This window comes from uncultured Boseongicola sp. (assembly GCF_937988555.1).
Classification (GTDB): Bacteria; Pseudomonadota; Alphaproteobacteria; order Rhodobacterales; family Rhodobacteraceae; genus Boseongicola.
Genome location: NZ_CALJXO010000136.1, coordinates 1 through 12,307, shown reverse-complemented (window position 1 = coordinate 12,307; position 12,307 = coordinate 1). Strand labels below are relative to the sequence as shown.

Here is a 12,307-nt window from a genome sequence, read left to right as displayed (position 1 = left end):
CTCGTCTGGAAGCCCGGCCCAAAGACCGCGGCTAATACAAACAGTACGAGCAAACCCGATAAAAGGCAGACAACGGTGATAAGCACGCTGCTGCGATGATGAAAGGTTGTCTCCGATCCTCCGCCCGAGACCGGGCTTCTGTCTTGTGCGGGTATCATGCGTTTTCCCAAGTGTCCGGTCACGACCATAGCGAGGAGTCGGGCTGAAATCGGGACGGCTTCTGTAACATGCGATTTGTTTGCGCACATGGCAAACGCCTTGCTACGGTACCGGGGGCCTGCGATCCATCGCGGGGGATTAGGTAGGGTCATTTGGGACGTCCAGACGGCATAAACGGTATTGCAGGCGCTTTGGCGGTGATCGTCCTTAAAGTGTTTAGATTCATTATCCAGAGGCGGCACCGATCCACCCCGGAGCGCCTTGGATTCGCGACCTCAACAGAGGCCCGGCCGCGGGCGAGGACTGGCCCAGCAATAAGACTCGCCAACGAAACGACTACTCGCCGAGAGAGGACAAGTCTTGAGACCCTCGCGTAGTGCAGGCTTTTTCATGGCCTTTCTATTATCCTTCGCGATCTACCTGATCCCGCTTTTCCATCTTGAGGCCGGATGGCTCTCGATTGGAAAGACGCTTTCGGGCATTCGCGATGCTAGCAACACATCGCTTGCATGGATTTTCGCCGTCCTAATTCTGCAGGTCAGTACATTCCTTGCTGCTCTTTGGTTCCTGACCCGAGTCAATTGGATAAGGATACTGGTATTTGTCGCTGCGTTCCCGGTCTTGGTGGTCGGCGCTAACCTGATCCTGCTGTGGTGGATCCCTCTACTCATGCTCGTCGAGAGGGATACGGCCCCGGAGTTGGGCAGTCCCGAACAGGTGTGCAGCATTCCCGGCGCTACGGTTGCGCAGGTGAGGTCCGGAAGCGATCTCAGCCTCGTCCACGCAGGTGAAGCCTGGCTCGACACCAGCGGTGGATTGGCCCGGTCCGTCCTGACGATGCCGGGATGCCAGCTTATCGCGATGGACGAACGCTTCGATAGTACGACGATTGACGCCGTTGCGCCTGGCGGCGTTGTGCTTCATCGTCAAATTGAAGGCGCAATTGCATATCTCGATCCGGCCTCGAACGGGTTCGCGACGGTCTCCAAGCCGGATGGTGTCGCCTACTGGAATCCGATCCTCTCGGACGATGGCCAAGTTTTGGTCTGGCTGGACCGTACGGCGTCGGACGACGGCCGCAGAACGCCCCGCCTCCATCTTCGAAATCTTTCCGGGGAAGAGGAGCGCATCATTCCGATCCGGATTCCCGGACCGGATCAGATTGAACTCATGGGCGCACGCTCACGCAACGGGCCATTTACATTGGCTCGATTCAGGAACGCGATCTTTGAAATTGACCAGAACGGCGAGATTGTCCGGGGCCCCGTATCTCCCGACGGCATCTACGATGCCCGCTGGGGATTTGTCTGGTTGAACGGCGGCTGGATCGCATGGGACGGATACAGGGAGGACGGGCGGTCCCGTATTGTCTGGGATATTCCAAACGGGCGTGGAGTGCGGTCGGTTCCACTTGGGCAACGCATCGACTCCGTGACAGTCGCGGCCAACGGAGATCTAATCGCGGTGGCTGTCTCAAGCAATCTCAGGATAGGTGACATTCAGAGTTCAGTCTTCGCCTTCCGCACAGACACCGGCGAAGAGGCGTACCGGAGGCGACACCGCGTTCACATGAGATCAGCCGTGGCATTTCTTGGAGATGAGTATCTGGCCGTTACTGAAATGAAAGCTAACCAGGGGACGGTCGGGGTCTATCGGATGCCTGCAACCGACTAGAACCGTCAGCAGTCGTTTTGAAATCGTGGCCTTCGCTTTTTTTGCGGGCTCTTGGCAAAGGCATCCACACCTTCGAGCCCGATTTCACCGAGTTTGATCTATTCCTCTGACGCAGAGTAGATCGCTTCCGCCTCGCAATTGCGGAACTCAAGTGCAGAGTCGGCAAACCCTCGTGCATGGCGCGCGTACTGAATGGCGGAGTTGGCGAATTCTGCAGCCTGGTTCGCGAAACGGTTAGTGGCGGTGGCGTAGTCATTCAGATCTTCTACCCACTCGTCTACTTCCTCACCATATTTCGTAAGCTCTTCCCTTGGGCAGTTCTCCTGCTCTGGCCCCGAAAGGCCGCGCAGACATGTAGGAAGGACCGGCCTGAGCGTAACATCAGGTGCCGCGGGAGGTTCTACATCTAATTGCAACGACACTGAATCGATATCTTCTGCCACGCACTCCGCCAAAGCAGGGCCTGACAGGATGCCGAGCAGCACTAGGACTGCAAGCCGGATCAAAGCCATATCTACCTCTTCATTTGGGCTTCTTCGTTCATTCTATCCAGACTTACGGTCTAGGCCACCCAATGAGACTCCTTCTTGGATCGGCAGGATGCTCCTTTCTCTTTCTGAACAAAAGCACCAGATGACCGCTTTGAGCGGCGGGCTCAACCGGTCGACGCAACACATGCATTAAAACGCTCGGCTGGTGTTTCGTAGTTGAGCGTTTTTCGAGGTCGTTCGTTGAGCTGTCTTGCGACGGCGCTCAGCTTAGCTTGACTATGTATCGACAAATCCGTGCCTTTTGGGAAGTACTGTCGCAGCAGGCGGTTGGTATATTCGTTTGTGCCGCGTTGCCACGGTGAATGTGGCTCGCACAGGAAGACGTCGATATCCGTCGCCAGGGTGAATTTTTATGCCCAGCCATCTCTGTTCCACGATCCCAGGTCAGCGAGCGGTACAGCTCTTTTGGCAACTTGCGTGCCTGTTTGATCAACGCCTGAATGACGCTGTGGCTGTCTTGGTTACCGACCTTGGCCAGCATCACGTAACGCGTGTGCCGCTCGACGAGAGTAGCAATGAAGCTGTTGTCAGAAACTGCGATCAAGTCGCCCTCCCAGTGCCCTGGCACGGCCCGATCTTCCACCTCCAATGGTCTGTCGCGGATCGATATTGCATCGTTGAACTTGCCTAATCCACTGCGCTTCAATGTGGGGTGGCGAGACCGACGAATGGATCGCGTGGCGGGTAGATGCGCAAGTAATTCCTTCTTAAGTACACCGCGGGTCTGGATAAACAGGCTTCGGTAGATCGTCTCGTGTGAGACCCGTTTGTCTTCCTCATCAGGATGTTCACGCATTAGCCAGCCTGCGATTTGTTGCGGGGACCACTTGCGCGCTAGCTTGGCCGATATCGCGCGACAGAGATAGGCATTGCCTTCCAACTTGCAGGCCTTTGGGCGGAGGGCACGGTCCCAGGCCGCAGCATCTGAGGGCGCTGCACGGTAGAGTCTGGCGCCACCATTACGCCGGACCTCTCGGCTGATTGTGGATGCCGATCGGTTCAAAGCATGGGCAATCGAACGCAGGGAGACCTTCGCACGTAAGCCCCTCGATATCTCCTCTCGATCGCAAAGTGTCAGAGCACGGCGGGACCTGACGCGCTCTGGCGGGCGAATGCCGCCAGTGCGAGCAAGGAGTGGATAGATCGACGAAGACTCGCGATCAAAACCACGTCCAATCGAACTCATCGACTCTCCGCGTTGCCAACGATCCCATATCTCTGACTTCTGCTTGTCCGTAAAAAATACTCGGGGACGATACTTCATGCTTCACACTCCATCTTTCCAAAAAGACTAAAGTGTTGCGTCGACCGATTGAAACCGCATCTCATAGCGGACAAGAGAATTGTGCCGATATAAGTCTAACATTACTTGCTTTAACCGTCCCGCAAGTTCGCGGAACGGTATATGTTTTGTCTCGGGATTTTTACAGGGAGTGCTAAGGCCTGATTACGTAGTAGCCCATCTCGTCCAATTCCAAAAGTCGTACGACGCCAGCCGGCACCACTCGCGCATATTCCGTGATGGGCGGCGCAGCGCCTTCTTTCTTCGTCATCCCGGCAATCGTGTTTCCGCACGCACTGAAGGTCACGTCTGGGACGCTTTCCGAAATGCTCTTGATCCTGTCCATCACCGGGGATGTATCGCTCCGAAGAAGGTGTAAGCCTGCGTTGAACGTGACGATCTCAATTTCGTAAATCTCGCCGGCATCGCTCATGCCCTTGGCGAAGTTCGTCGCAACGTTAAGCGCCTTAGTAAACGTGGCGGGATCGTTATCGCTTACCTGAATTGCCAGGCGCTTTACGCCATCATCGGACGCAAAAGCCGTCGTCGCGCCGGTCAGAAGCATCAGACTTGTCGCGAATTGAAGCACAGTTCTTCTTGTGAATGACATTGAGTAACTCCCTAGTTTCTAAACATAGTAATAACTAAATATTTTCATATGTCTCAAAAAAGTTCGAACTGACTGCCCGCCCTAGAAGGCCCGCTTCGTTCCGCATTGTGTGAATTCAGACATCACTCGATTTCGCGGTTGCTGCGAAAGTCCGCAATAGCGGGGCGCACTGCAGCATCATGACGGGGGGTGAATGTCTCCTGTGGGCCGTTCATGTTGGTCGGGGCGAGATCGTTTGGCAGGATCGCTGCGATGCGGCTAACGGCATCAAGGAGCCCAAAGTACGCCATGGTGTGGTCCGGACAAATGTCCGCTTTGCCTTCATCTAGGTATCGACTTGCGATTGGCAGTTAGATGAGAGCCCGTTCCAAAAGATGACGCCACGTTTTGTTCAGTTATAACTGAACACAATTGACGTGAGCATACGCTTGGCTGTAACGGATGGGCTTAGGAACAGGAGCCATCATGCCTGAAGACGTAGCAATCACCGCCATAAGAACTGACTTCATCGAGAAAACCGGTCTAATCACGCAGGCAGAGGGCCTGCCGCGCATTGCGGGGCGCGTCTTCGGGATGCTGATATTTGATGGCGACATGGTGTCTTTTGGTGATCTTGCAAAGCGATTGCAGGTCAGTCGCGCCAGTATCAGCACAAGCATTCGCATTCTGGAAGAACGCGGACTGGTGAAAAGAATGACCAAGCCAGGTCAGCGCCAAGATTACTTCCAGCTTGCTTCGAACCCCTACATGACAATGCTGGAAGGCATTCAAAAACGCACGCGTGCTACGCGTGACGAGATTGCCCAAACAATCGATGCACTGCCATCAGGCGCAGGCGCAATCGAAAGATTGCAGGAATATGCCGACTTTTATGCCCTTACGGATGCCGCAATTGGCGTGGCTTTGGACGAACTGGCAAAATCAAAACATGTAAAACGGGGCAAGCCACAGTCGGTCCCAAAAGGACGCAAGAAATGACACCTGAAGATACATCGAGCAAAGCACATTCTCAGGCCGGAGCGCCTTACACGCCGCAGACGCTTTCATTCGCGTCCGACAAAGGCGCGTCGCGTTCCACATGGATCGCGGGTAGTCTTGTTGTTCTTATCGTTGGATGGATGGGCAGCGGATTTGTCATCCCGTCTGCGGAGGAACCTCAAACAATCATGCGGCAAGAGCCACAACCTGTTGCAGTGGCTGTCAAAACCTCGTCTGCCGAGACCGTAGCGCAGTTCTATCAGGCCGAAGGTCAGGCGCTTCCCGACCGCGACACAGCCCTTCGCGCCGAGATTTCAGGGGACATCGCCGAGGTGATGGTTTCAAAGGGCCAGGACGTTGATGCCGGGCAGGTCATTGCCCGGTTTGATCCCGCCAATAATGCCGCGGACGCAAACCGCGCCGCACAAGAGCTGGCACGCGCGCAACGCGAGTTCGACAATGCCGAGCAACTTCTGGAACGCGGAGTTGCAACAGCAGACCGCGTGTCTCAGGCGCGGGCAGCACTTGCCGCGGCTCAGGCACAGGTGACGGAGGTTGAGCAAGATGCCAATGCTCTGACCATTACCGCGCCTTTTGCCGGTCGCATCGAGGCGCTTGACCTCGATGAAGGAGAGTTCGTGTCCGCAGGCACCGACGTTGGGCGTCTGGTCGATATCACGCCGCTGACGGTCGCCATTCAGGTGCCTCAGCAATCGCTCACCCTGCTGGCTGTCGGGCAACCGGCCACTGTCCGCTTTATCACCGGGGAAGAACGCGCCGGGACAGTGACCTTCGTCGGCACTTCAGCAGCCTCTGAAACGCGCACATTTCTGGCCGAAATCGAAGTTGCGAACGACGATGGCGCAATCCCTGCGGGTATCTCGGCGGAGGTGATCATTCCAACAGGCGAGGCGGTGGCGCATTTTCTGTCGCCCTCGATCGTTTCGCTGAACACGGAAGGCACTCTCGGCATCAAAACTGTGAATGGCGACGACGTTGTGGTGTTCTTTCCAATCGAGGTCGTCAAAGCGCAGATCGATGGGATCTGGGTCACGGGCTTGCCGGATGCGGTTGACATTATCACCGTTGGGCAGGGGTTCGTGAACGAAGGCGAAACCGTCGCCCCCAGTGCTGGGGAGCTGAACTGATGAACAGCATTATCGACGCCGCATTTTCGCGGTCGCGAGTTGTCGTCATGGCGCTGGTCATGGTGCTGACTGTCGGGGCTTATGCCTACGTCTCAATCCCCAAGGAGGCCAACCCCGAGGTGCCTCTGCCGCTGTTCTATGTTTCAACCGGTCTTGACGGCATAAGCCCCACCGACGCCGAGCGCCTCTTGCTTGAGCCAATGGAGGCCGAGTTCGCCTCAATCGCTGGGTTGGACAGCATGAAATCCGATGCGTCCGAAGGGTTCGCAAGTATCCAGCTTGAGTTCGCACCCGGCGGCGATAACGATGAAGCCCTCGATAAAGTCCGCGAAGCCGCTGACCGCGCACAAAGCGATCTGCCGGACGACGCAAGGGACATCACGATAACCGAGATCAACACGGCGTTATTTCCAATCATTACCGCGATCCTGTCCGGCCCCGTGCCGGAACGCACATTGAACAATTTGGCCGACAGACTTCAGGAAGAAGTCGAGGGACTGCCGGGTGTTCTTGAGGTTGATATCGGTGGGCAGCGTTTCGAGTTCCTTGAGGTTCTGATCGACCCGACAGTGTTCCAGACCTACAACCTGTCGTTTGATGAACTGATCGGGCAGATACAGCGCAACAACCGGCTGATCGCCGCAGGTGCCATTGAGACCGAGGCCGGGCGGATCGTGTTGAAAGTGCCGGGTCTGATTGAGGACCTTGAAGACGTACTGGCGATGCCGGTCAAAGTGCGCGGGAATGCAGTAGTGACATTTGGTGACGTTGCCACAGTGCGCCGCACGTTTGAGGACCCCAACTCATTCGCGCGTATCAACGGGCAGCCTGCGCTCGCTTTGGAGGTGACCAAGCGATCGGGGGCGAACATCATCGAGACCGTGGCCGAAGTGAAAGCACTGGTCGAAGAGATCAGGGCCGATTGGCCCAACACCATCGAAATCACCTATCTTCAGGACCAATCGAAGCAAGTAAAAGACCTCTTGAGCGATCTGGAGGCCAACGTCATCGCAGCTGTGATCCTCGTGATGGTGGTGATCGTTTTGGCGCTCGGTCTTCGGTCCGCCATTCTGGTCGGTCTCGCTATCCCCGGCGCGTTCCTGGCAGGCGTCATCGCGCTTTGGTCGATGGGATATACGATGAACATCGTGGTGTTGTTCTCGCTCATTCTGGTCGTCGGAATGCTCGTGGATGGTGCGATTGTCACGACCGAGCTTGCAGATCGAAAGTTGCAGGAAGGTGCGCCCGCGCGCGAGGCTTACGCCTTCGCCGCCAAGCGTATGTCCTGGCCCATCATTGCCTCTACCGCGACCACGCTCAGCGTGTTTTTCCCACTTCTGTTCTGGTCCGGCATGGTCGGAGAGTTCATGAAATTCCTGCCGATCACCGTGATCTTGACGCTGTTCGCATCCCTGTTCATGGCATTGATTTTCATCCCTGTCGTAGGCGGTCTGATCGGCAAGCGCCAACCGCAGTCCGCTAAGGCAAAGGCCGCGCTATATGCGGCTGAAGTCGGCGACCCACGCGATATGACAGGCTTTACCGGCGCATATGTGCGCGTGCTGGAATGGGCGATCCTGCGGCCTGCCACCACTCTTTTGCTGGCGATTGCTTTGCTCTTGGGAGGCTTCGGTCTTTACGGTCAGTTCGGCAAGGGCGTGGCCTTCTTCCCCTCGGTCGAGCCGGATTTTATGCAAGTTCAGGTGCGCGCACGCGACAACCTTTCGATTTTCGAGCGCGACGCCTTGGTGCGCGCGGTCGAGGACCGACTGCTGCCATACGAAGAAATCGCCAGCATCTATGCGCGCTCCATGCTTTCTGCCGGGCAGGGCGACGAAGAAACCATTGGGACGCTGCAGTTGGAGTTGACCGCTTGGGATACGCGTCGCACCGCAGCCGAGATCGGTGTCGATATCCGCCAAAGCGTCGCGGACATCGCAGGGATCGACGTGCAGGTGCAGACGGAAAGCGGCGGACCCTCTGCTGGAAAGCCAGTGAACCTGCAGATAACCGCGCGCAACTCGGACGCTCAGACAAAGGCCGTTCTCATGGTGCGCGAGATCATGGACCGCATCGGGGGCTTTACGGATGTAACCGATACTCGACCCGTCCCGGGTGTAGAGGTTTCGATCCTGGTCGACCGGGCCGAGGCCGCGCGCTTTGGTGCAGATGTCAGCCTACTGGGTCAAGCGGTTCAGCTTTTGACACAAGGCATCACGGTGGCGGACTACCGGCCTGATGACGTCGAGGGCTCGCAAGACATCCGCGTGCGGTTTCCGCGAGAGGAACGGTCGCTTGCCGAACTTGGTAGCCTGCGCGTTCCGACGTCCGAAGGTCTGGTGCCCATCGCCAATTTCGTGACCTTCGCGCCCACCGAACGCACGGGCGTTATCCGCCGCATCGACGAAAAACGCGTCAATACAATCGAGGCAAATGTGGCGCCGGGTGTGTTGGTAAACGATCAGGTCGTCGCCCTCACGGCCGCACTGAATGACGCTGAATTGCCGGACGGCGTTGAGTTCAGCTTTGCCGGAGAGGCAGAAGACCAGCAAGAGAGCATGGTCTTTCTTGTCGGGGCGTTCATCACCGCCATTTTTCTGATGTTTGTCATTCTGGTTTTGCAGTTCAACAGCTTCTTCCAAGCCTTCGTTGTGATGAGTGCCATCGTCTTCTCGATTGCGGGCGTTTTGCTCGGGTTGCTCGTCACGGGTCGGCCGTTCGGTATCGTGATGGGTGGGATCGGAGTGATCGCCCTTGCGGGTATCGTGGTGAACAACAACATCGTTCTGATCGACACCTACAACGATCTGAAGCGATCCGGTCAGTCTCCACTGGAAGCCGCTCTACGAACAGGGGCACAGCGTTTACGTCCGGTTATCCTGACGTCGGTCACGACCGCACTGGGGCTCATGCCCATGGTGATTGGCGTCAACCTGAACTTTTTCACCCGCGAAATCGTCTACGGAGCACCTTCAACGCAGTGGTGGACCGAATTGTCGTCCGCCATTGCAGGAGGTTTGGTAATTGCGACTGTCCTGACATTGGTGGTCACACCCGCGATGCTGATGTTGGGCGAGCGAAAGAGGCATGAAGGGGCGGGGGATATGCAGCCAGCAGAGTGAAGCCACCCCGCCTGAAAGCAGACTTGGAAAGATCGGCGAAGGATGGTGGCTTTGTCCCGCACACCGACGTTTCAACCAGCAAAAATGCTGCATAATGCACGAAAATCCGGTTCGACGGGCCGCACCGCAGCATGACGGAAGGCAGTTCACAATGTCCGCTAAGGGCCGTTCATGTTGGTCGGGGCGAGATCGCTTGGCAGGATAGCTGCGATGCGGCTAACGGCAGCAAGGAGTCCTTGGTATCGATTGCTGCACCTCAACGATGTAGTAGCTTAGCGTCGGATGCGAAGTGTTTTCGGCAGGTCGGTTAATGATGCCCAATAGTAACTCCACGAGAAGGCTGGCCAGATCGGAACCCTGGCATACGGCGATGGCATTTAGAAAATGCCATCTAGAGTCTAAGAATGAGGAGCGCCTCTCGCATGACCTGCGGGTCGACGTCCACGCCGGTCCAGTATTTGACGCCGATGACGCCCTGCTGCACCAGCATCCCCAACCCGTCGACCGTCTTACACCCGCGTTCCTGCGCTGCCTTCAGCAGGCGGGTCAGTGGTGGGTTGTGGATGCCGTCGGCAACAACCATGTCCGGCGTCAGGCTGTCGGTATCGATGTCGGGTATCGCATTGACGTCGGGATACAACCCGACCGAGGTTGCATGGATCACGATATCGGTGTCTTTTGGCACGGTGAAGGTGCCCTGCCATGGCGCATACACTGCCTGCGTCGCGGTGCGATTTTTTAGCACATCGACAACGGCCTTGCCTCGGTCGGCACTTCGGTTGACGACTGTGATCCGCGCGGCCCCGGCCAAGGCCATTTCGACCGCTACGGCCCGCGCGGCACCACCTGCGCCGAATAGGACAATGGACTTGTCCTTGGGGTCCACCACCTCGCGCAGGGCAGCGACGAAGCCGCGCCCGTCGGTGTTTTCCCCGATCAGCCGGTCGCCGTCGCGTACGATAGTGTTGACGGCACCGATGATCTCCGCCGATGCGCCAAGCCCGTCCAGATACTCGATCACCGCGACCTTATGCGGAATCGAACAGTTGAACCCGCGCCAACCCATCGCCCGCGCGCCCCGCACGGCATCACCGAGATCATCCGGGGCGACCTCGACGTTTATATAGCGCCAGTCGAGGCCGTGATGCTGGTAGGCGGCCTCGATCATGGCGACGGTCGGATTTTCGGCGGCGGGTTGCGCGAAGGACCCTGTGAGCGGCAGCAGGAAATTCATTGGTCTGGTCCTTTTTTGGTCAGGTGACGCGCGTGGCGCGCAAGTGCGCCCCAACTCGCAGCGCCTGTGCTGCGATGGTAAGGGCAGGGTTCAGCGCGGCAGAGGACGGAAAGAAGCCCGCATCCACCACATACAGATTGGGATGGTCGTGGGCGCGGCACAGGGCATCCAGTGCAGAGCTCGCCGGATCGTGCCCCATGCGCACGGTGCCACATTGGTGCGATGGGGCTTGAATGCCAAAGCCGTGCCGCAGTACGACCGGAAACCCGGCTCGCCGCAGAACGCGCTTAACATGTCGCACGAAGCGATCGTGCGCAAGCGTTCCGCCGGGGCGGTAATCCACCTCCACCTTGTCACCGTCCAGCAACCGCACGCGGCTGTCGGGGTTCGGCAAATCCTCTGACATGGCCAGCACGTCGACGGAATGGCGGCCCAGCCAGTTGGCCAGTGCCTTCGGCGTGGCGGGATAGGTTGCGCGGATCATCGCACCTTGAATGTTGCCGAGCATCTGGATGTTGCCGCGCGCTTCACTGTCATCCGGCAAGCCGTAGTAAAAATCATTGACGGACAGGGTCTTGGGGAACTTCGTGTCATTCAACGCAAATGGTTTCACTCCCATCAAACCCGTCAAATGATGGTTCATCAGATTACGCCCCACGACTCCGGATCGGTTGGCAAGGCCATCCGGCATGACCTGACTGGCAGATCGCAGCAAGATCAGCGCCGAATTGATCGCCCCCGCGCTCAGAACGAACACCGGCGCTTCGACACGCTGCATCTCGCCGTCCCGGCGTACCTCTGCTGCGACGATATCATGACCCCGATCGTCGGCGATCAGGCGGGTGACCTCCGCACCACGTTCCAGCCGCACGTCTGGATGCGCCAGCAGCGGACGCAGCACGCGGGTTTCAGCGTCGCCCTTGGCATCGAACTGGCAGGCGAAGGCATCGCAGGTGCCGCAACGTTGGCAGGTGCCGCCGGGGCCATAATCCACCGCAGACGGCATATGAAACGGACGCAAGCCCTGCGCGCTCAGTCGGTCCGATAGGGCGGCGATTGTGGGCTCATGCGGGATCGCGGCATGGGGAAAGGCTGCACGGGGCGGCTCTGTTGGGTCGCTGCCCGCCTTGCCGCGCACACCGTAAAGGCGTTCGGCGGCCGTGTAGTGCGATGCAAGTTCGTCGTAACGCACCGGCCAAGCCGGCGACGGCACACCGCCCATCTCCGTGGCCTCGAAGTCGCTTGCGCGAAAGCGGAACATCGCGGTGCCGTAGAATTTTGTATGCCCGCCAACATAGTAATACTGACCGGGCCTGTAGCGCGCACCCCTGGCATCGACCCATTCATCGCGTGTCTTATAGCGGGATTGGACGAACACCGCCTCTGCATCACTATTCTGCGGCTCATTGGGCAGGAAATCACCACGTTCGAGGATAAGGATCTTCGCACCACTGCCTGCCAGTTGATGCGCCACGGCAGACCCGCCCACGCCCGAGCCGATGATCACGATATCCGCACTGATCGTCTGCATCGTCTGTCCCACTTTGCC

The 12,307-nt window shown here is 57.8% G+C and carries 9 protein-coding genes and 1 pseudogene; 4 read left to right on the top strand and 6 right to left on the bottom strand.

Going from position 1 to position 12,307, the window contains the following annotated elements; translation table 11 throughout:
- Positions 1-549 precede the first annotated feature (549 nt).
- Positions 550-1,833 (top strand): hypothetical protein, encoded by a 1,284-nt coding sequence (locus Q1B15_RS07370; protein ID WP_299752340.1) that lies wholly within the window; start codon positions 550-552, stop codon positions 1,831-1,833.
- Positions 1,834-1,931: 98 nt separating this feature from the next.
- On the opposite strand, the gene Q1B15_RS07365 is transcribed toward Q1B15_RS07370, so the two are convergent.
- The 4 genes and pseudogenes from Q1B15_RS07365 to Q1B15_RS07350 form a co-directional block, all read right to left on the bottom strand.
- Positions 1,932-2,345 (bottom strand): hypothetical protein, encoded by a 414-nt coding sequence (locus Q1B15_RS07365; RefSeq protein ID WP_299752337.1) that lies wholly within the window; start codon positions 2,343-2,345, stop codon positions 1,932-1,934.
- A gap of 143 nt (positions 2,346-2,488) precedes the next feature.
- A pseudogene (locus Q1B15_RS07360) lies at positions 2,489-3,648 on the bottom strand (IS30 family transposase).
- A gap of 172 nt (positions 3,649-3,820) precedes the next feature.
- Positions 3,821-4,276 (bottom strand): hypothetical protein, encoded by a 456-nt coding sequence (locus Q1B15_RS07355; protein WP_299752334.1) that lies wholly within the window; start codon positions 4,274-4,276, stop codon positions 3,821-3,823.
- A gap of 122 nt (positions 4,277-4,398) precedes the next feature.
- The gene (locus Q1B15_RS07350) at positions 4,399-4,566 is read right to left on the bottom strand and encodes a hypothetical protein (protein ID WP_299752332.1); all 168 of its coding nucleotides are present in this window, start codon (positions 4,564-4,566) and stop codon (positions 4,399-4,401) included.
- Positions 4,567-4,741: 175 nt separating this feature from the next.
- Between Q1B15_RS07350 and Q1B15_RS07345 the strand changes: the two genes are divergently transcribed.
- From Q1B15_RS07345 to Q1B15_RS07335, 3 genes are read left to right on the top strand one after another with little or no spacing between them, the layout of a single operon-like run.
- Complete coding sequence (locus Q1B15_RS07345) at positions 4,742-5,254, top strand: MarR family transcriptional regulator (RefSeq protein WP_299752329.1); 513 nt, start codon at positions 4,742-4,744, stop codon at positions 5,252-5,254.
- Complete coding sequence (locus Q1B15_RS07340) at positions 5,251-6,402, top strand: efflux RND transporter periplasmic adaptor subunit (protein WP_299752326.1); 1,152 nt, start codon at positions 5,251-5,253, stop codon at positions 6,400-6,402. Before Q1B15_RS07345 ends, Q1B15_RS07340 begins: the two co-directional genes overlap by 4 nt.
- The gene (locus Q1B15_RS07335) at positions 6,402-9,524 is read left to right on the top strand and encodes an efflux RND transporter permease subunit (RefSeq protein ID WP_299752323.1); all 3,123 of its coding nucleotides are present in this window, start codon (positions 6,402-6,404) and stop codon (positions 9,522-9,524) included. The genes Q1B15_RS07340 and Q1B15_RS07335 overlap by 1 nt, the downstream gene beginning before the upstream one ends.
- A 391-nt stretch (positions 9,525-9,915) precedes the next feature.
- Here Q1B15_RS07335 and aroE read toward each other — a convergent pair whose 3' ends face one another.
- Together aroE and Q1B15_RS07325 are read right to left on the bottom strand one after the other, a co-directional pair.
- Positions 9,916-10,758 carry a shikimate dehydrogenase gene (gene aroE / locus Q1B15_RS07330; protein ID WP_299752320.1) on the bottom strand — a complete coding sequence of 281 codons (843 nt, stop codon included), beginning with the start codon at positions 10,756-10,758 and terminating at the stop codon, positions 9,916-9,918.
- A gap of 19 nt (positions 10,759-10,777) precedes the next feature.
- The coding region (locus Q1B15_RS07325; RefSeq protein ID WP_299752317.1) for a GMC family oxidoreductase at positions 10,778-12,307 on the bottom strand (1,530 nt) is incomplete at its 5' end.

Coding starts and splice junctions, on each gene's coding strand:
- Q1B15_RS07370 (WP_299752340.1), top strand. CDS start 550: ATGGCCTTTCTATTATCCTTCGCGATCTACCTGATCCCGCTTTTCCAT.
- Q1B15_RS07365 (WP_299752337.1), bottom strand. CDS start 2,345: ATGGCTTTGATCCGGCTTGCAGTCCTAGTGCTGCTCGGCATCCTGTCA.
- Q1B15_RS07355 (WP_299752334.1), bottom strand. CDS start 4,276: ATGTCATTCACAAGAAGAACTGTGCTTCAATTCGCGACAAGTCTGATG.
- Q1B15_RS07350 (WP_299752332.1), bottom strand. CDS start 4,566: ATGGCGTACTTTGGGCTCCTTGATGCCGTTAGCCGCATCGCAGCGATC.
- Q1B15_RS07345 (WP_299752329.1), top strand. CDS start 4,742: ATGCCTGAAGACGTAGCAATCACCGCCATAAGAACTGACTTCATCGAG.
- Q1B15_RS07340 (WP_299752326.1), top strand. CDS start 5,251: ATGACACCTGAAGATACATCGAGCAAAGCACATTCTCAGGCCGGAGCG.
- Q1B15_RS07335 (WP_299752323.1), top strand. CDS start 6,402: ATGAACAGCATTATCGACGCCGCATTTTCGCGGTCGCGAGTTGTCGTC.
- aroE (WP_299752320.1), bottom strand. CDS start 10,758: ATGAATTTCCTGCTGCCGCTCACAGGGTCCTTCGCGCAACCCGCCGCC.